Here is an 18,342-nt window from a genome sequence, read left to right as displayed (position 1 = left end):
GTGACAGCTGGTGCGAGAGAGTGTGGATCAGCTCTCGGACCTGAGTATTCGAGCCATCAGGAGTAGTGCCGGATCAAGCAAGTCGGTTCTGGGGCTTGCCCGTTCACTGTTCTGCCATTTTCGGAAGACGTAACGCATCGCGGCGCCTGCGGTGATGACCGTTGCCGTGGCTTCGTCGGCAGCGGCTGTATCCGAGTGCAGGCGGCGATACTCGGTTCTGTGCGACAACTCCCGCGTGAGGATCCGGGTGAGCGTGTCTTCAAGATCGTGGAAGGTGGCCAGATGTTGTTGCAACAGCGTGGGATGACGTTCGAACAATTCGCGTCGATGCGCGAGCAGATCGGGTCGCTCGTCGACGATCTGCATCGCCGCCTCGAAGACCGCGAGGGCGCCGCGCAGCGGATCGTCCGGGTGCTCGCCGATGAGCGTGAGCATGGTTGCCTCACTTGGCACGACGAGCATGAGCCCACCGATCGCCGCGTCCTTGGTGGGGAAGTAGTTGAAGAACGTGCGGGTCGACAGATTGCAGGCCTCGCAGATCTTCTCGACGGTCACTTCGTCATAGCCCAGGTCGAGGACGAGTTCGACGGCAGAGTGCTCGATCAGCTGCCTCGTCGCAATTCGTTTTCGTTCGCGCAATCCGAGAGTTTCGGTTCCCATTTCATCCATAATTGCACAGAGTGCAAAGTTTCATCGAATGCAATATTTCGCCCAAGAATGCCTCATGAAATGCAAAAATGGGGATCGGGTGCCTGGTGGATAGGATGAACCGCGTGGAAGAAACCTTGCCCCCTTGCCCCGAATGCGCCGGCGAATACACCTACGAGATGGGCGCGTTGATGGTCTGCCCGTCCTGCGCGCACGAGTGGGCGCCGACCGATAGTGCCGGCGAGGACTCGGGTGTGGTGAAACTGGGTGTGGTGAAAGATGCCGTAGGAAACATCCTTGCGGACGGAGACACGGTGACGGTCGTCAAGACACTCAAGGTGAAGGGCAGTCCGACCGGCATCAAGTCAGGTACGAAAGTGCGCAACATCCGCCTTGTCCAGGGCGTTGGCGACCACGACATCGACTGCAAGGTCGACGGCATCGGACCGATGCAATTGAAGTCGAGTGTCGTCAAGAAGGTGTGACCGGACAGCGATAGATGTCGGCTCGAAATCCTGTTCAGTTTCGACGGTTCGATAGCCACAATCGAGGAGATCTTCGACCGCTCGAACGAATGGACCGAACTGTGCCGAACTCGATCTGCCTGACGCCCGCACTCGATAACACCACACTCGATACAGACGAGCAGTGGGAACGCATCGTCGATGCGCTGACACGCAGGGGATTCCTCGGCGCCGGGCTCGGTGTCGCGGCCGCGACCTTGCTGGCAGCGTGCAGCAGCGACGAAAACGGCTCGGCGCCAAGTGGTCTCGTCACAGTGCAGGATGAGACGGGCAGTGTCGAGATTCCGTCGGATCCGCAGCGAATGGTCATCGCCCACGTCAGCGCCATGGCGACGGTCCTCGACCTCGGTGTGCCGCCGGAGAAGATCGTCGGCGGCTTCTTCGGTCTCGAAGGGGTGGGCGGCGACGCGGTGTTGCGCACGATGCCGGAGGCGGCGAACATCCCGAACCTCGGCACGGCGGGAACGTGGAACAAGGAAGCGATCATCGGCGCGTCGCCAGATCTGATCGTCATGCTCCTGACCGCCGGAAATGCTTATGCGGCAAAGTCCTACGACGAACTCTCTGCGACCGGTGTTCCAGTGTTCGCCGGCTTCAACGGGTACCTCACGTGGGACGAGATGAAGAAGTTGGTCACCTCGATGGGCGTCGCGGTCCGACGGGAAGAAGCTGCTGCGGAATTGAACGCGAGAACGGAAGAGCGCCTCCTCGCAATCAAGGATCGGCTCTCGGCCCTCGGCTCGCTACCGTCGGTGACGCTGCTGCGTACCGGCGAGAACGGTGTCGTCTACAACCAGGTCGACGCTCTTCTCGATGCTCTCGGTTTCCCGGGCGATCGAGCTACATCGGAGGAGTTCACCCGCACACTCACAGCGGAGCAACTCGATCAGGTGACCAGCGACGTGATCATCGTGGGTGCATTCCAGGACCAGCAGGACGTCCGCGCGCAGTTGGCAATGAACCCGCTCTGGGAGCGTCTTCCCGCTGTCCGCTCGGGGAACGTCCATTACGTCGACGACAGCCTGTGGGGCTCGGGCTATTCTCCTCGCGCGACCGAGCTGCGACTCGACGACATCGAGCGGATCTTCAGCTGACTCCGTCGTGTCACCTCGACTTATCGGTGCATTACCTCGAGAATCATGATCATGGACAAAATCAGGTTCTTCGAGCTTGTCACCGAATGGTTCGAAGTACTCGGTGTTGTCGCCATGGTCCTCGGGTTCGTGTTCGCATTCGTGATCGCGGGGCGCGCCTGGAGTCGAACGCGCGACGGTAGTTCATCGTTTCGCACTCTGCGCGAGACGATGGGTGCGGTCATCCTTCTCGGGCTCGAGATCCTTGTCGCCGCTGATCTGGTGAAGACTGTGACGTCTTCACCGTCGCTGACCGACGCCGCAGTTCTGGGCATGATCGTTCTGATTCGGACCGTGTTGAGCCTGTCGATTCAGATCGAGATCGACGGGGTACTTCCGTGGCGCAAGGCGTTGGTGTCAAGTCCGGAACTCCTGGTACGCGCAGCGCGCGGATCAGGAGGCCGAACGACGCCCGACGCGTCGAGTTCGTAGCGATAGCCGTTGCGAGTGAAAGGTCGGGCAGATGACAGCAGTGCGTACCGAGCATCCCACTGTCGACGAGAGGCGGGCGCGCGGTCGCCAGGCGCGTAGAGATACGCCATTGGCCGCGCTCGCGGATCTGACTGAGAGTGACCGCGATCCGATATCACTGCTGGAATTGCAGGCGAAGTCGCGGGTACAGGACCTGGTGCCCATCCGATACGGGCGCATGTCGGCGTCCCGGTTCTCGTTCTTCCGTGGTGCTGCCCTGGTGATGACGGACGACTTGTCCCGAAGCCCTGATTCCGGCCTGAACAGCCAACTCTGCGGCGACGCACACCTGAGCAACTTCGGTATCTATGCGACGCCCGAGCGAAAGCTCGCGTTCGACATCAACGACTTCGACGAAACGTACCCGGGGCCGTTCGAATGGGACGTGAAACGACTGGCCGCCAGTTTGGCGATCGCAGCGAAGGACAACGGATACTCCGGCAAAGAGCGTAAGAAGATCGTTCGCGGGTGTGCGGCCGAGTATCGCGAAACCCTGATCGCTCAGGCAGGATTGGGGAACCTTGCAGTCTGGTACGCGCACATCGCACCCGAAGACGGACTGGAAGAACTTCGCGTCGATTTGAAGAAGCGAATGCTCGAGCGGACCCAGGCGACGTTGGACAAGGCTCGTCGCCGAGACAGCGCTCAGGCTGCCGGAAAATTCACCGAAATCGTCGACGGGAGAAGGCGGTTCATCAGTGACCCGCCGCTGATCGTGCCGGCAGAGGAATTGTTCGCGGGCACCGACCTCACTCAGATCGAGGAGTTGCTACGTCAGCGCGTTCGTTCCTATCGAAGCACGTTGCAGTGGGACCGTCGGGTGTTGCTCGAAAGCTTCGAGATGACGCACATCGCGCGGAAAGTTGTCGGTGTCGGGAGCGTCGGAACGCGCGCGTGGATGATCCTGATGAAAGGCGTCGACGACGACGATCCGTTGATCCTGCAGGTCAAGGAGGCGCAGCCGTCCGTTCTCTCGGCGTACGTCGATGGCCCCACCTTCTCCAACGAGGGCGAACGAGTAGTGAACGGGCAGCGCCTGATGCAGGCCACCAGTGACATCTTCCTGGGGTGGGAGCGCGGACCGGGACTCGACGAGGATGAGCACGACTTCTACATCCGCCAACTTCGGGACGGCAAGGGATCAGCGGTCATCGAAACCATGAAACCTGAAGGGATGGAACTCTACGGGCGACTATGCGCGAGGGTCCTGGCCTATGCGCATGCTCGCTCGTCCGATCGGATTGCGATCGCCGAATATCTCGGTGACGGAACCGAATTCGATTTCGCGATCGGGGAGTTCGCGGCTGCCTACGCCAAACGCAACGCACGCGATCATGCCGCTTTGCTGACCGCGATCGACGACGGTCGCGTGTCAGCAGAGCGGGGAGTGTGACGACTCAGGCGAACACGCCGTCGAGCCAGGCCTGCCACGCTGTCGTTGCTGATCCACCGTCAGCGCCCTCTGCGAAGAAGTGATGGGCCGCGTCGACGGTGCCGCCGAAGGCGTTTCGTCCGTAGAACCGCAGCAATGCGTCCTCGGTACGCAAGCCGATGAACCAGTCGTTGATGTAGTCGACAATCGCGTCGACGGTTCCGATTCCGGGGACTTCCACCGACGTGGCGTCACCGACAGCGGTGCCCGAGGTGATTCCGAGGGCGCTGCGAAGCGTTCCCATCGCTTGCGGCGAGGACGAGGATTCCGGGCCTTCGGCCGAGACATAGGTGACGGGTTTGCCGGCGAAGTACCGCACGTATTGGCCGAGACTGTGCAGGTAGAAGTCCGTGTGCTTACTCGCGCCGTCGTACTGGTTGTCCCAGTCCTCGGCAAACACTCCGGCGTGGACGTAGCGGACAACGGCGGTGCTCTCGTCGCGGGCCTCGACGACGTACTCGAGGTTGTTGAACCGGCCGTCGGGGCCTTGCATGTGGATGGCTAGCTCGCGGGGCGGCTCCCACGTCGCGATGATCGGGCTGTCCGGACTACTGCCGTCCGCAGGGATTTCGAGCGGAGACGGGAACATCCAGCCGGCCGTCTCTGCCGAGAGCGCGGCCCAGATCTGCTCGGGAGTTCCGGGGACGACCACCTCGCGGCGGATTTCGAATTTCTCGGACATCGCTACTGCTCCGTTTCGGGCGTGGTGACGTGGGGTGTGGTGACGTGGGGTGTGGTGAGACTGGGATGCAGGGCGACAACCAAGCGGTGTTTGCGCCCGGCTTCGGAATTGCCGTCGTGGTATTTGGCCACAAGTGAGTTGATCGACTCCCCGAGTTCGCCGGCGAAGGCGGCGCGGTCGGCCGCCGTGGCAAAGATGATGTCGCTGTCGATGGCAAAGGACGCCAACGGTTTTCCGGCCGCAGTTGCGCCGGCGATCAGTTCGCCGACCTCTCGGACGATCCGCGCCGCGAGAGTGACGAGCCAGCGCGCCGAGAGCTGATCCGGGAACCGGCTCGGGTCCGGCGCGAGTGCCGACATTGCAGCGGGGGAGATGACGTACGACGCGGCGCTGGCCTGCATGATCCGCTCCGTCATGTTTCCCCGCTTGCGCTCCTCGACGAGTTCGACGAGTCCGTGTTCCTCGAGAGTGCGCAAGTGGTAATTGATCTTCTGGCGCGTCAAGCCCACTCGGGGTGCCAGCGAGGATGCTGATGCCGGGACTGCCAGTTCAGCCAGAATCCGTTGGCGGATCGGATCGAGCGAGGCCTCGGCAGCTGCGGGACGATCGATGACTGCTACTTCCAACATGAGAAAACCATCCCACCGACAACCAAATCTGTCAAGACAGAAAAAATTGTCGGCGGGATGGTATTTCGGAGGTTCTCTACCGCTTCAGATCGGGCGGATTGTTCAGATCCCGCGCCGAGTACGTGTCACACGACGAGATCTGGCCGGTCTGGTATCCGGTCATGAACCACGCCTGACGCTGTGCGGAGGAACCGTGTGTCCAGCCTTCAGGGTTGACCCGACCGGTCGTGGATTTCTGGATACGGTCGTCGCCCACCGACGAGGCGGCGGACAACGCGTCGCGAATGTCGTCTTTTGACAAGGGCTTCAGGAATGGTTGACCGGTCGCCTGATCGGGAATCGTGTCGGCAAAATGCGCCCAGACGCCTGCGTAGCAATCGGCCTGGAGTTCGGTGCGAACCGCACCCGACTGCTCACCCTGCGGGTCGGCCTGCGCGCGGCCGATGTCGCCGAGCTGATTCTGGATGTGATGCCCGAACTCGTGAGCGACCACGTACTCCTGTGCGAGCGGTCCGGCACTGGAACCGAAACGGTCGACGAGCAATTGGAAGAAGCTCGTATCAAAGTACGCCGTTTGGTCCGCCGGGCAGTAGAACGGACCGACATCACTCGACGCCTGGCCGCAACCGGTGTTGACCGAACCGCTGAACAGAATGACTTCGGGTCGCACGTATGCCGTGCCGGTCTGCTTGACCAACTGCTGTTCCCAAACGTCGTCGAGGCTTCCGACGGTCAGTGTGACGCGGCAGTTCACATCGGCGTTTGCCTGAGCGCCGGTGCACTCGTCGACCGACGACAGTCCGGTCGACGAACTCGAAGTTTCGGTGGACGTGCCCAGTAGTGAGCCGGGGTCACCGCCGAACAACAGCGCCAGGATCAGAACGATGATGCCGCCCGCGCCACCGCCGATCGCGATCTTGCCGCCGCGGCCACCGCCGCCCCCGCCGCCTTGAACCTGAACGCGTCCCGCTTCGCCGCGGGCCCCCTCGTTGAAGGTCATCTATGTCCGCTTTCTGCTGTCGTGAACAAGTGCTTGCCGTCACTTCTGGAGATAGCTTCGCATGCGATGCGGGTCCGCGTTTCCGCTCTGCGCAGTTCGCTCCGTAGGATCGCAGGCAAAGTAGTCGGTCATCGGTTATTGGAAGTAGTTCGAAAGGAATCCCGTGCTGCGCACACATCTCGCCGGTTCATTGCGACCCGAGCAGGCAGAGCAGACCGTAACGCTCACCGGTTGGGTAGCCAGGCGTCGTGATCACGGCGGAGTGATCTTCATCGATCTCCGTGATGCATCCGGAGTTGCGCAGGTAGTTTTCCGGGCAGGTGACGTGGCCGAGCAGGCGCACCGTCTGCGCGCGGAATATTGCGTTCGCGTAACCGGAACGGTCGAGGTTCGCCCCGAGGGCAACCAGAACTTCGAGATCCCCACCGGAGCAATCGAGGTCAACGCCACCGAACTCGAGGTTCTCAACGAAAGCGCACCGCTGCCGTTCCAGCTCGACGATCAGGTCGGCGAAGAAGCACGCCTCAAGTACCGATACCTCGACTTGCGTCGTGAAGGGCCCGGATCCGCAATTCGCTTGCGTTCCAAGGTAAGTGCCGCAGCGCGCGGCGTTCTCGCGCACCACGAGTTCGTCGAGGTCGAGACTCCGACGCTCACGCGTTCGACGCCAGAGGGTGCCCGTGACTTCCTCGTACCGTCACGCCTGCAGCCCGGTAGCTTCTACGCACTGCCGCAGAGCCCGCAGCTGTTCAAGCAGCTACTCATGGTCGGCGGCATCGAGCGCTACTACCAGATCGCGCGTTGCTACCGCGACGAGGATTTCCGCGCCGATCGTCAGCCCGAGTTCACTCAGCTCGACATCGAGATGGCTTTCGTCAACCAGGACGACATCATCCTGCTTGCCGAGGAAATCCTGACGGCGCTCTGGAAGCTCGTCGGCCACGAGATCAAGACGCCGATCGACCGCATGACCTACAACGAGGCAATGCGTCGTTACGGCAGCGACAAGCCGGACCTGCGTTTCGGTATCGAACTCGTCGAGTGCGCGGAGTTCTTCAAGGACACGACCTTCCGCGTCTTCCAAGCCGAATACGTTGGCGCCGTCGTGATGCCCGGTGGTGCAAGCCAGCCGCGCAAGCAGCTCGATGCCTGGCAGGAGTGGGCGAAGCAGCGCGGCTCCAAGGGCCTGGCGTACGTGTTGGTCGGTGAAGACGGCACTCTCGGTGGTCCCGTTGCCAAGAACCTGACCGACGCCGAGCGCGAGGGCCTGGCCGCTCACGTCGGAGCCCAGCCGGGTGACTGCATCTTCTTCGGAGCGGGCGCGACCAAGTCGACGCGCGCTCTCCTCGGCGCTGCCCGTGGTGAGATCGCCCGCAAGAAGGATCTCATCGATCCCGACGCGTGGGCCTTCGTGTGGATCGTCGACGCTCCGATGTTCGAGCCGACCGCCGACGCCACTGCATCCGGTGACGTTGCTCTCGGCCACTCCGCCTGGACCGCCGTGCACCATGCGTTCACGTCGCCGAAGCCGGAGTTCTTCGACACGTTCGACACCGATCCGGATTCCGCTCTCGCCTACGCCTACGACATCGTCTGCAACGGCAACGAGATCGGCGGCGGCAGTATTCGTATCCACCGCAAGGACATTCAGGAACGAGTGTTCAAGGTGATGGGTATCTCCGAGGAAGAGGCGCAGGAGCAGTTCGGCTTCCTTCTCGACGCCTTCGCCTTCGGCGCGCCTCCGCACGGCGGAATTGCTTTCGGCTGGGACCGCATCACAGCTCTCCTCGCCGGCATGGATTCCATCCGTGAGGTCATCGCGTTCCCGAAGTCCGGTGGCGGCGTCGACCCGCTGACGGATGCTCCGGCACCGATTTCTGCGCAGCAGCGCAAGGAATCGGGTATTGATGCGAAGCCCGAGAAGAAGTCAGAGGACAAGAAGTCCGAAGGCGACACCGTCGAAGCCAAGTAGAGCCGACACCGGATCGCCATGCTGCATTTGCGGGTGATCTGCCCGACCGAGCGCACCGAGCAAGTTCTCGGTGCGCTCGCGTCGCAGCGGGGCGCGACACACATCGTCGTATTACGTGATGTCGCGGTTCATCCCGCCGGCGACATGGTGGAGGCCGACGTCGCCCGTGAGGCGGCCAACGACGTCGTCGATGCTCTGACCGCTCTCGGCGTCGCCGAGGACGGCGGAATGACGCTCGTACCAGTCGAGACGGTGTTGTCGGCGGCGGCGCGCAAAGCTGAGCGCGACGTGCCGGGTGATCCCGCGGATTCCGTCGTGTGGGAGGAATTGCTGTCCCGCACTCGGGAAGAATCAACTCTCAACGGATTGTTCGTCGCGTTCCTGACGATCGCATGTCTGCTCGCGGCAATCGGCGTTGTCACCGACTCTCAGATCACGATCGTGGGCGCCATGGTCGTCGGCCCGGAGTTCGGGCCGCTGGCCGCGCTGGCTGTGGCACTCGTACGGCGGGATCGACGGTTGCGTCGACGTTCGATTCTCGCGCTCGCCGTCGGATTCCCCATCGCGATGGGCGTGACTCTCGCCGCAACATTCGTGGTGAAGTTCTTCGGGTGGATGGACGTCGTGAGTCTCGAATCGCTCCACGAGGTCGATTTCGTCTACAAGGTCGGGCCCATCTCGTTTGTCGTCGCGCTTCTTGCCGGTGCGGCTGGAATGCTGGCACTCGTCTCGTCGAAGTCCGCTGCCTTGGTCGGAGTGTTCATCTCCGTCACCACGGTTCCTGCCGCCGGTTTCGCGGTGGTTGCGGCAGCAAACGGAGAATGGCGGATCGCCGGGTTGTCGTCGCTGCAACTGGCTGTCAACCTGGTCGGGATCGTCACTGCCTGCGTGCTCGTCCTCTGGGTCAGAACCCGGGCCGACGAGGAATTCGAAGCAGCGTTGAAAGGCATTTCTCGATTTGTCGACGAGGACAAAACTCCATGACATCGCCGGTTCGGAGTTCTGCTCACCGACAGCAGAATTCTCGCGAGAACTGTGTGCCGGTGTGGCGATTTAGGACTTTTGTCATCACCGCAGGTAGGCGGCAATTTCTGTCGCTGTGAGAGCTTGAATTCGCCGCTGTGAGTGGATGAGCTGGGCATGATCGGAGTCACTAACGGGTAAGTTGGTCGGTGATGACCGCATTACTGGCAGACCCCGTTTCCGAAGTCGTCGCAGCTGCTGAGCAGTTGCTGACACGCCGCACAGGGGCACCCGTAACCCTGGTGGATCCAGTCGATCTCGGGGGGAGTGGCCGCACCGTCGTGCTACGCGTACGTGTCGCCGAGAACCCGTTCTCGCTGCCTCGAACGCTGGTGATCAAGCAGGTCCGCGACAACTTCCAGGGAGCCACCAAAACCGCGATTGCGCTCCCCGCCGCGTCCGAAGGTGACTTCGACGTCGAGACCGCTTTCCTTCGTGAAGCGGTGTCGTATCAGTTCGCCAACGCGCTTGCCAAGGACGCACGCCCCGGCGCCGAACTGTTGGCGTCCGACCTCGATGCTCGCCTCTTGATCCTGAGTGATCTCGGCGACGCCACCGCAATCAGCGTCCGACTCGAAGACTCCGACCCGGACACCGTCACTCACACGCTGATGGCCATGGCGCAGGCCATGGGGCGCATGCACGCCGCGACCGTCGGCCGTGAGGACGACTTCACCGCACTGCTGCGTCGAGCCGAGGTCGCCCATTGCTCCGATGAAGTGGCGGATCAGGTGGGACGCGCAGTGGCCGGTGTTCCCGCGATGTTGGTGGAAAGTCTCGGCATCGATGTGAGTTCGGACATTCTCGAGCAGGTTCAGCACGCGCAGACACTGTTCAGTGGCGGTCGATTCCGCGCCTTCAGTCCGTCGGACCTGTGCCCAGACAACATCATCGTCAACGACGACGGCGTGCAGTTCCTCGACTACGAGTGGGGTGGCTACCGGGACGCCCTCCTCGACATCACCTACGCGTTGGTGTCGTTCCCCGGTTGCCTGTGCAACATCGACCTGACCGAAGAGCGGGCGTCGGCGATGGTCGATGCCTGGCGGGCCGAGGTCGTCGGGATGTGGCCGGCCCTGGCCGACGAGGCCGAATTGGGGCGCAGGATCGTCGAGGCCCAACTCATCTGGGTCTGGCTCAGCACCTATCTGTACCTGCCCGAGGATCATTCACGTATCGCCGCTGTCCGCGAGCACTATCTCTCGATTCCACGGGCCGACGCACTGGTGGGACGCTGGGCAAGACTCGCGCGTTCGGCGAAGCTCGCCGGCAACGACGCCGTCGAGGCACACGCCCGCGACGTCGTGGCGGCGCTGCGCACCGAGTTCAGTTGAGTTTCTGACTGATCACACGCAGAAGGGCGCCCGTGCATGCAGCACGAGCGCCCTTTTTCGGTCGAGTCCGCTCAGTTGTCGGAGACCAGATCGTTCTCGGACAGGTCCGTCGCCGCGAGCGCCGTCGCCAGATCAGGATGGCGGAACGTCGACGTCACCTGGTCGGCCACGACTCGGAAAGCCGAGGCCAGGGTCGCGGACTTGTCCGGTTCGGCCGCCCACGTTGCGGTCTGTTCGACGACGACCACGCCATGGTGGACGTACATCTTCCCGGGGACGAGCGTGATGCCGGCGTTGGTGGCCCACTCGCGCAGGGCAGCGAGTCCCTGGCTCGCGCCCTTGGGGCCGCCTACCTCGATGTCGTCACTCGACAACTGCAGAAGCGTGTCGATGTCTTGGGAGTTGAGTGCATCGTGCCACGCGAGGACGGTGGCGATCTCGGAGGTGCTCATGGCGACAACGCTATTACAGCGCCTTTGCCGAGGACGTGAGGGCTGGCGGAACTGCGGGTTGTGTCAAGCGTCGGTGGTCTCTAGTAGCGTCGATTCGTGAGCGATTGGCAAGCGGAAGACAGTGTGGGGGCGAAAGACGGCGTGGTGGCGGAAGACGGCGTGGTGGCGGAAGACGGCCTGTTCGAGGCAACTCCGGAGGAATCCGCGATCGTCGACGAACCCGATGTCGTGTCTGTCGCCGAGCGCGCATTGTCCTCGGTGCCACCCGGTGCTCCTCTGGCTGTCCGCATGCGCCCCCTCACTCTCGGTGAAGTTGTCGGTCAACAGCACCTGCTCGGCCCTGGTGCTCCGCTGCGCAGAATGGTCGAGGGGTCCGGCGCTGCATCGGTACTTCTGTACGGACCTCCCGGCACCGGCAAGACCACGCTCGCGTCGTTGATCTCGGGCGCTACCGGCCGTCGGTTCGAGGCATTGTCTGCCCTGTCCGCCGGCGTCAAGGAAGTCCGCGGTGTCATCGAACTTGCCCGCCGTCGTCTGCTGAACGGCGAACAGACCGTCTTGTTCATCGACGAGGTCCATCGTTTCTCCAAAACCCAGCAGGACGCCTTGCTCGCCGCGGTCGAGAACCGGATCGTGCTCCTGGTCGGCGCGACCACCGAGAACCCGTCCTTCTCGGTCGTCTCCGCGCTGTTGTCGCGCTCGTTGGTCCTGCAACTGCAATCGCTCACCGCTGCGGATGTCCAGGAACTGCTCGAGCGTGCGGTCACCGACGAGCGCGGGTTCGGGGGAGCGATCGCGATCGACGACGACGCGATGGAACACCTCGTTCGTCTGGCAGCCGGTGACGCACGCCGAGCCCTGACGGCACTCGAGGCCGCTGCCGGAGCTGCACTGGACACGGCCGGTGACTCTTCGGGCCCGGTGGTGCTCGACCTCGCGACCGTCGAGGCCAGTGTCGACAAGGCCGCGGTTCGGTACGACCGTGCCGGAGATCAGCACTACGACGTCATCAGCGCCTTCATCAAGAGCATTCGCGGCTCCGACGTCGATGCCGCCCTGCACTACCTCGCTCGGATGCTGACCGCGGGCGAAGACCCTCGTTTCATCGCGAGGCGTCTGGTGGTTCATGCCAGCGAGGACATCGGCATGGCGGACCCGATGGCGCTGCAGACTGCCACCGCCGCTGCCCAGGCAGTGCAGCTGATCGGTATGCCGGAGGCTCGTCTGGCGCTGGCACAGGCCACCATTCATCTGGCGACGGCTCCCAAATCGGGTGCGGTGATCGCCGCTCTCGGTGCAGCCATGGCCGACGTGGCCGCCGGAAAATCCGGACTGGTACCGCCGCATCTGCGTGACGGGCACTACAAGGGTGCCGAGCAATTGGGCAACGCAGTCGGATACAAGTACCCGCACGACACACGTGATGGTGTTCTGCGGCAACAGTATCCACCGGACGATCTGGTGGGTGTCGACTATTACCAGCCCACCGCACACGGCAACGAGCGAGAGATCGCCGATCGGGTGAGCAAACTCCGCCGAATCGTTCGTGGCTGACGCCTGCCAGGTTCCACCGGTCGACGCGTTAGTCTGGACACCCATAGCTCGACGCTCTTGAAGGTAAGGACCGGTTAGTGCAAACCCACGAGATCCGCAGGCGATTCCTCGACCACTTCGTCAAGGCCGGCCACACCGAGGTGCCCAGCGCCTCGCTGATTCTCGACGACCCGAACCTTCTGTTCGTCAACGCGGGCATGGTTCCGTTCGTGCCGTTCTTCCTCGGGCAGCAGACGCCGTCCTATTCGCGCGCGACGTCTGTGCAGAAGTGTGTCCGCACCCTGGACATCGAAGAGGTCGGCATCACCACCCGCCACAACACCTTCTTCCAGATGGCGGGCAACTTCTCCTTCGGTGACTACTTCAAGAAGGAAGCCATCTCCCACGCCTGGCAGTTGCTGACAGGTTCGGTCGAGGACGGCGGATACGGCATCGATCCCACGCGCTTGTGGGCAACCGTCTATCTCGACGACGACGAAGCGTTCTCGATCTGGCGCGACGAGGTCGGTGTGCCCGAAGAGCGCATCCAGCGCCGCGGCATGAAGGACAACTACTGGTCCATGGGCATTCCCGGACCGTGCGGCCCCTGCTCGGAGATCTTCTACGACCGCGGCGCCGAGTACGGCGTCGAGGGTGGCCCGGAAGCCGACGAGGATCGCTACATCGAGATCTGGAACCTCGTGTTCATGCAGAACGAGCGCGGCGAGGGCACCAACAAGGGCGACTACCCGATCCTCGGACCGCTGCCGAAGAAGAACATCGACACCGGCATGGGCGTCGAGCGCGTTGCGTTCCTCCTGCAGGGCGTCGAAAACGTCTACGAGACAGACCTTCTCCGCCCCGTCATCGACAAGGCCGCCGAACTGACCGGCAGCGTGTACGGGACCGATCACACTTCTGACGTCCGTTTCCGCGTCATCGCCGACCACGCACGCACCGCCGCGATGTTGATCGCCGACGGTGTGAACCCCGGCAACTACGGCCGCGGATACGTCCTGCGCCGGTTGCTGCGTCGCATCGTGCGCTCGGCCAAACTGCTCGGCAGCGAGCAGCCCACCATGCGCGAGTTCATGATCGTCGTCCGCGACACGATGGCGCCGTCGTACCCGGTTCTGGAAACCGACTTCACGCGCATCGAGAACGTTGCCGTCGGTGAGGAGACCGCGTTCCTCAAGACGCTGGCGTCGGGTTCGGCCCTGTTCGAGAATGCTGCCGAGACGGTCAAGTCGTCCGGAAAGTCGGTCATCGCCGGCGATCAGGCGTTTGCACTGCACGACACCTACGGCTTCCCGATCGACCTCACGCTCGAAATGGCATCCGAGGCCGGTCTCACCGTCGACGAAGACGGCTTCCGCACGCTCATGGCCGAGCAGCGCAAGCGCGCCAAGGACGACGCTCAAGCGCGCAAGCACGCGCATGCGGACCTCACGGTCTACAAGGAACTGCTCGATCGAGGTGCCACCGAGTTCACCGGTTTCGACGAGCTCGTCTCCGAGGCTCACGTCCTCGCACTGATCGTCGACGGTGTCCGCGTGCCGGTCGCGAAGGCCGGTCAGGACGTCGAGGTCATCCTCGACCGCAGCCCGCTCTACGCAGAGTCCGGTGGACAGATCGCCGACATCGGTTCGCTCACCGCGCCGGGCCTCGAAGCCAAGGTCAACGACGTGCAGAAGATCGCCAAGAAGGTCTGGACGCACAAGGTGACGGTGCAGAAGGGCGAGATCACCGAGGGCGACGTCGTGCTCGCGCACGTCGACGCCGAGTGGCGCAAGGGTGCAACCCAGGGGCACTCCGGTACCCACATGGTGCACGCGGCGCTGCGTCAGGTGCTCGGCCCCAACGCCGTTCAGGCGGGTTCGCTCAACAAGCCGGGTTACCTCCGCTTCGATTTCTCCTGGCAGGGCGCGCTGTCCGACTCCCAGAAGCAGGACATCGAGGCACTCACCAACGAAGCCGTGGCGTCCAACTACGCGGTCAACACATTTGTCACGGATCTCGACAAGGCCAAGGCGATGGGTGCGATGGCACTCTTCGGTGAGAACTACGGGGACGAGGTTCGTGTCGTCGAAATCGGCGGTCCGTTCTCGATGGAACTGTGCGGCGGTACTCACGTCGGAAGCTCCGCCCAGATCGGTCAGGTCACGCTGCTCGGTGAGCAGTCGGTCGGCTCCGGAATCCGACGCGTCGAGGCGTACGTCGGTTTGGACTCCTACCGCTACCTCGCCAAGGAACGCGCTCTCCTCGCCGGACTCTCCTCCTCACTGAAGGTTCCTTCGGAAGAGGTACCCGCCCGCGTCGAGGCGCTCGTCGAGCGACTCAAGGTGGCCGAGAAGGAACTCGAGCAGACCAAGGCCAAGGCTGTGCTGGCGTCGGCAGGCGAGTACGTCGCCAAGGCCAAGCGCATCGGTAGCGTCCTGGTCATTGCCGAGCCTGCTCCCGCGGGAGTCGGCGGCAACGATCTGCGCAGCCTCGTCACGGACATCAAGGGCCGACTCGGCTCCGAACCCGCCGTCGTAGCTCTCCTCGGTGACGTCGACGGCAAGGTCCCGTTCGTGGTCGCATCCAGCAAGGCGGCCCAGGGTCTCGGTGTGAAGGCCGGCGAGCTTGTCGCGTCCTTCGGTCCCAAGATCGGTGGCCGCGGCGGCGGAAAGCCCGACATGGCCCAGGGCTCGGGTTCGGACTCTGCCGGAATCCCGGCGGCGCTCGATGCGATCCGGGACAGAGTCGGAGAGCTGGCGGGCGGCAGCTGACGGTGGTGGCTACGCAGCAGGGTCCCGATCGCCCCGGCATCGACGACCCTGGTCGCGGGCGGCGCATCGCCATCGACGTCGGCAGTGTTCGCATCGGCGTCGCGTCCAGCGACCCAGACGGCATCCTCGCGACACCGGTGGAAACGGTTCCACGCTCGAAGGAGCGTGGGCCCGACGCGCCGGATATCCGGCGCATTATCGCCATCGTGTCCGAATACGAGGCCGTTGAGGTTATCGTCGGACTGCCACAGACGCTGCGCGGTGAGCAAGGTAAAGCCGCCGGTATCGCGACTGCATTCGCCAAACGACTGCAGCGGGCCGTCGAACCGATCCCGGTGAGACTGTCCGACGAACGACTGACGACCGTCACGGCTGCGCGCAACCTCCGCGAAAGTGGAGTCAAGGCTCGCGGCCAGCGGCCGATGATCGATCAGGCTGCGGCGGTGGAAATCCTGCAAGGCTGGCTGGACGAGCGGAGTAGAGCTGTGAAACCAGGGGAGTCGTCGAAGGACGCTGCACTGGAGGGCGATCTGTGAACGCGCGGTGGGATGAGGGCGGCGGAAGCCGGCCCACCAGTTCGTTCGACTTCGACAACGACGAGACCATGGTCATGCGTGCGTTGCCGCAGAACATCGATCCGCCACACATGTCGCGAGCGGAGGCACGCAAGCAACGCGAAGCGCGCAACAAGCGCGCCAAGCGAGGTAAGAAGGTTGGTGTTCTCGCTCTCCTGGTGTTGGTGATCGCGGTTCTCGGTGTCGGTGCCTACGGTGCCCTCTGGTACATGGATCGCAACAAGGCCGCGGAGGACTTCGCCGGCCCGGGCGGCGCACCCGTGGTCATCCAGATCAACAGTGGAGAAACCGCATCGGAGATCGGTGCGACGCTGGAGGCGAAGAACGTCGTCGCGAGTTCGGCTGCTTTCTACAACGCTGCGATCGCCAATCCGTCGGAGATCCAGAAGGTACAACCCGGCTTCTACCAGGTGCCGGTGCAGAGTAGTGCCGCGAGCGCACTCGACAGTTTGGTTGCCCCGGACTCCCGTGTCGGCAGTGTTGTCATCGCCGAAGGGCGTCAGCTGCACGACAGTTCGGACGCGCAGACGGGCTCGCTCAAGAAGGGCATCTACAACCTCATTTCCGAGGCGAGTTGTGTCGGCCCGGTTTCTGCTCAGAAGTGTGTCTCGACGGACGAATTGAACACTGCGGGAGCGTCTTCCGATCTGGCTTCGCTCGGCGTGCCGGACTGGGCGATGTCGTCGGTCAAGAGCGTGCCGGACAAGGACCGTCAGCTCGAAGGCCTGATCGCCGCCAGCAGTTGGGATTTCGACCCCACTGCGACGCCGACCGAGATCCTGCGTTCGTTGGTCGAGGGCAGCGCCGCCAAGTACGAGGCCACCGGGATCCTGACAGCAGGCAGCGGAGTCGGAATGTCGCCGTACCAGTTGTTGGTGGCAGCGTCGCTGGTCGAGCGTGAGGCATTGCCTGGCGACATGGCCAAGGTCGCGCGGGTGATCGTCAACCGACTCGCAGTCGATCAGCCTTTGCAGTTCGACTCCACGGTCAACTACTCACTCGACACCACCGAGGTCGCCACGACCGATGCGGACCGTGAGCGCGTCACGCCCTGGAACACGTACGCAATGCCCGGTCTGCCTGCGACGCCTATTGCTTCACCGAGCATCGACGCGCTGAAGGCCGTGGAATCTCCGGCGGCCGGTGACTGGTTGTACTTCGTCACGATCAACAAGGAAGGCCAGACGCTCTTCACCAAGAGTTACGAGGAGCATCTGGCCAACATCGAACTGGCACAGCAAAGTGGGATTCTCGACAGTGGACGGTAGTACCGCGACTTCGCTCGCGACGCCGCGTAAGGCGGCAGTTCTCGGAAGCCCGATCGCTCACTCGAAGTCGCCGTTGCTGCACCTTGCTGCGTACGAGGCTTTGGGTCTGAGCGATTGGACCTACGAGCGGATCGAATGCACCGGCGAGCAGTTGCCTGCCCTCGTTGACTCACTCGGCCCCGAATGGGTCGGCCTCTCCGTGACGATGCCGGGCAAGATCGCAGCACTCGACTATGCCACCGAACGCACACCGCGAGCGGTGACCATCGGCTCGGCCAACACCTTGGTTCGCATCGAGGGCGGTTGGCGTGCCGACTGCACGGACGTCGACGGAGTCAGCGGTGCGTTGATCGCCGGCGGCGTCGGCGATCTCAGCGGGACTTCGGCGGTAGTTGTCGGCGCGGGAGGCACCGCGCGGCCGGCACTGGTCGCGTTGGCCGACATGGGAGTTCGGGCAGTCACCGTGGTCGCGCGTGATCCGGGACGTGCGTCCGGGGCCGTCGAATGCGGCGGCGCGGTCGGGTTGGACATTGATCTGGTCTCCTTCGACGACGCACGGCTGGGCGGGATCTGTGCCGAATCCTCGGTCTTGGTCAGTACCGTTCCCGCAGAAGCGGCCGCGCCTTTCGCCCAGCAACTGGGGAAGGCGCGATTTGTCCTCGACGCGATTTACAACCCCTGGCCGACGCCACTCGCTTCGGCTGTCGAGGCGGCTGGTGGCACGGTGATCGGTGGCCTCGAGATGTTGCTCAATCAGGCCTTCGGGCAGGTAGAGCAGTTCACGGGCAAGCCCGCTCCGCGAGAGGCGATGGCAGCCGCTATCGCTTAGCTCTGTTCACAGTGTCGCGGTAGTCCACAAGACGATTCGTAGTGTGCCGCTGGTGAACGCCAGACA

17 protein-coding genes are annotated in these 18,342 nt (G+C 63.3%); 12 read left to right on the top strand and 5 right to left on the bottom strand.

The window, feature by feature from the left end:
• Positions 1–27 precede the first annotated feature (27 nt).
• A complete protein-coding gene (locus ACKAMS_RS00460; protein WP_408988477.1) occupies positions 28–660 on the bottom strand; it encodes a TetR/AcrR family transcriptional regulator in 633 nt (210 codons plus the stop codon).
• A gap of 104 nt (positions 661–764) precedes the next feature.
• Here ACKAMS_RS00460 and ACKAMS_RS00455 point away from each other — a divergent pair, with 104 nt between their 5' ends.
• From ACKAMS_RS00455 to ACKAMS_RS00440, 4 genes are all read left to right on the top strand, one after another.
• The gene (locus ACKAMS_RS00455) at positions 765–1,133 is read left to right on the top strand and encodes a zinc ribbon domain-containing protein YjdM (RefSeq protein ID WP_167343323.1); all 369 of its coding nucleotides are present in this window, start codon (positions 765–767) and stop codon (positions 1,131–1,133) included.
• 101 nt (positions 1,134–1,234) lie between these two features.
• Positions 1,235–2,266, top strand: a complete 1,032-nt coding sequence (locus tag ACKAMS_RS00450) for an ABC transporter substrate-binding protein (protein ID WP_257237385.1) — start codon at positions 1,235–1,237, stop codon at positions 2,264–2,266.
• Between the two features lie 51 nt (positions 2,267–2,317).
• Positions 2,318–2,737 (top strand): DUF1622 domain-containing protein, encoded by a 420-nt coding sequence (locus ACKAMS_RS00445; RefSeq protein WP_397510274.1) that lies wholly within the window; start codon positions 2,318–2,320, stop codon positions 2,735–2,737.
• A gap of 31 nt (positions 2,738–2,768) precedes the next feature.
• Positions 2,769–4,169, top strand: a complete 1,401-nt coding sequence (locus ACKAMS_RS00440) for a DUF2252 domain-containing protein (RefSeq protein ID WP_019748352.1) — start codon at positions 2,769–2,771, stop codon at positions 4,167–4,169.
• A 4-nt stretch (positions 4,170–4,173) separates the two neighbouring features.
• On the opposite strand, the gene ACKAMS_RS00435 is transcribed toward ACKAMS_RS00440, so the two are convergent.
• The 3 genes from ACKAMS_RS00435 to ACKAMS_RS00425 form a co-directional block, all read right to left on the bottom strand.
• Positions 4,174–4,890 carry an SRPBCC domain-containing protein gene (locus tag ACKAMS_RS00435; RefSeq protein WP_408988476.1) on the bottom strand — a complete coding sequence of 239 codons (717 nt, stop codon included), beginning with the start codon at positions 4,888–4,890 and terminating at the stop codon, positions 4,174–4,176.
• 2 nt (positions 4,891–4,892) lie between these two features.
• A complete protein-coding gene (locus ACKAMS_RS00430) occupies positions 4,893–5,519 on the bottom strand; it encodes a helix-turn-helix domain-containing protein (RefSeq protein WP_283308936.1) in 627 nt (208 codons plus the stop codon).
• 76 nt (positions 5,520–5,595) lie between these two features.
• Positions 5,596–6,519, bottom strand: coding sequence for a neutral zinc metallopeptidase (locus tag ACKAMS_RS00425; RefSeq protein WP_003945028.1), 924 nt, complete (start codon positions 6,517–6,519; stop codon positions 5,596–5,598).
• A gap of 163 nt (positions 6,520–6,682) precedes the next feature.
• Between ACKAMS_RS00425 and aspS the strand changes: the two genes are divergently transcribed.
• From aspS to ACKAMS_RS00410, 3 genes are all read left to right on the top strand, one after another.
• The gene (gene aspS, locus ACKAMS_RS00420; RefSeq protein ID WP_019748356.1) at positions 6,683–8,491 is read left to right on the top strand and encodes an aspartate--tRNA ligase; all 1,809 of its coding nucleotides are present in this window, start codon (positions 6,683–6,685) and stop codon (positions 8,489–8,491) included.
• Between the two features lie 18 nt (positions 8,492–8,509).
• Entirely contained in the window at positions 8,510–9,475 is a 966-nt protein-coding gene (locus ACKAMS_RS00415) for a DUF389 domain-containing protein (RefSeq protein WP_019748357.1), read from the top strand.
• A gap of 191 nt (positions 9,476–9,666) precedes the next feature.
• Positions 9,667–10,848, top strand: coding sequence for a kinase (locus ACKAMS_RS00410; RefSeq protein ID WP_024487255.1), 1,182 nt, complete (start codon positions 9,667–9,669; stop codon positions 10,846–10,848).
• A gap of 71 nt (positions 10,849–10,919) precedes the next feature.
• Here ACKAMS_RS00410 and ACKAMS_RS00405 read toward each other — a convergent pair whose 3' ends face one another.
• A complete protein-coding gene (locus ACKAMS_RS00405) occupies positions 10,920–11,300 on the bottom strand; it encodes a nuclear transport factor 2 family protein (RefSeq protein ID WP_019748359.1) in 381 nt (126 codons plus the stop codon).
• Positions 11,301–11,507: 207 nt separating this feature from the next.
• Here ACKAMS_RS00405 and ACKAMS_RS00400 point away from each other — a divergent pair, with 207 nt between their 5' ends.
• From ACKAMS_RS00400 to ACKAMS_RS00380, 5 genes are all read left to right on the top strand, one after another.
• Positions 11,508–12,854, top strand: coding sequence for a replication-associated recombination protein A (locus ACKAMS_RS00400; protein ID WP_370627684.1), 1,347 nt, complete (start codon positions 11,508–11,510; stop codon positions 12,852–12,854).
• 77 nt (positions 12,855–12,931) lie between these two features.
• On the top strand, positions 12,932–15,604 hold the full coding sequence (gene alaS / locus ACKAMS_RS00395) for an alanine--tRNA ligase (protein ID WP_019748361.1): 2,673 nt from the start codon (positions 12,932–12,934) through the stop codon (positions 15,602–15,604).
• 2 nt (positions 15,605–15,606) lie between these two features.
• Positions 15,607–16,140, top strand: a complete 534-nt coding sequence (gene ruvX, locus ACKAMS_RS00390; RefSeq protein WP_003944838.1) for a Holliday junction resolvase RuvX — start codon at positions 15,607–15,609, stop codon at positions 16,138–16,140.
• Complete coding sequence (gene mltG / locus ACKAMS_RS00385; protein WP_019748362.1) at positions 16,137–17,447, top strand: endolytic transglycosylase MltG; 1,311 nt, start codon at positions 16,137–16,139, stop codon at positions 17,445–17,447. Before ruvX ends, mltG begins: the two co-directional genes overlap by 4 nt.
• The gene (locus ACKAMS_RS00380; protein ID WP_397510277.1) at positions 17,437–18,276 is read left to right on the top strand and encodes a shikimate dehydrogenase; all 840 of its coding nucleotides are present in this window, start codon (positions 17,437–17,439) and stop codon (positions 18,274–18,276) included. The genes mltG and ACKAMS_RS00380 overlap by 11 nt, the downstream gene beginning before the upstream one ends.
• Positions 18,277–18,342: the final 66 nt, after the last annotated feature.

Source organism: Rhodococcus sp. 5A-K4 (assembly GCF_046097995.1).
Taxonomy (GTDB): Bacteria; Actinomycetota; Actinomycetes; order Mycobacteriales; family Mycobacteriaceae; genus Rhodococcus_F; species Rhodococcus_F erythropolis.
The sequence above is the reverse complement of the archived record's forward strand: the minus strand, read 5'-3'. Positions and strand labels throughout refer to the sequence as shown.

Bases quoted from the DNA above. Each gene is read 5' to 3' on its own strand.
- ACKAMS_RS00460 (WP_408988477.1), bottom strand. From the start codon at position 660: ATGGGAACCGAAACTCTCGGATTGCGCGAACGAAAACGAATTGCGACG.
- ACKAMS_RS00455 (WP_167343323.1), top strand. From the start codon at position 765: ATGAACCGCGTGGAAGAAACCTTGCCCCCTTGCCCCGAATGCGCCGGC.
- ACKAMS_RS00445 (WP_397510274.1), top strand. From the start codon at position 2,318: ATGGACAAAATCAGGTTCTTCGAGCTTGTCACCGAATGGTTCGAAGTA.
- ACKAMS_RS00440 (WP_019748352.1), top strand. From the start codon at position 2,769: ATGACAGCAGTGCGTACCGAGCATCCCACTGTCGACGAGAGGCGGGCG.
- ACKAMS_RS00435 (WP_408988476.1), bottom strand. From the start codon at position 4,890: ATGTCCGAGAAATTCGAAATCCGCCGCGAGGTGGTCGTCCCCGGAACT.
- ACKAMS_RS00430 (WP_283308936.1), bottom strand. From the start codon at position 5,519: ATGTTGGAAGTAGCAGTCATCGATCGTCCCGCAGCTGCCGAGGCCTCG.
- ACKAMS_RS00425 (WP_003945028.1), bottom strand. From the start codon at position 6,519: ATGACCTTCAACGAGGGGGCCCGCGGCGAAGCGGGACGCGTTCAGGTT.
- ACKAMS_RS00415 (WP_019748357.1), top strand. From the start codon at position 8,510: ATGCTGCATTTGCGGGTGATCTGCCCGACCGAGCGCACCGAGCAAGTT.
- ACKAMS_RS00410 (WP_024487255.1), top strand. From the start codon at position 9,667: ATGACCGCATTACTGGCAGACCCCGTTTCCGAAGTCGTCGCAGCTGCT.
- ACKAMS_RS00405 (WP_019748359.1), bottom strand. From the start codon at position 11,300: ATGAGCACCTCCGAGATCGCCACCGTCCTCGCGTGGCACGATGCACTC.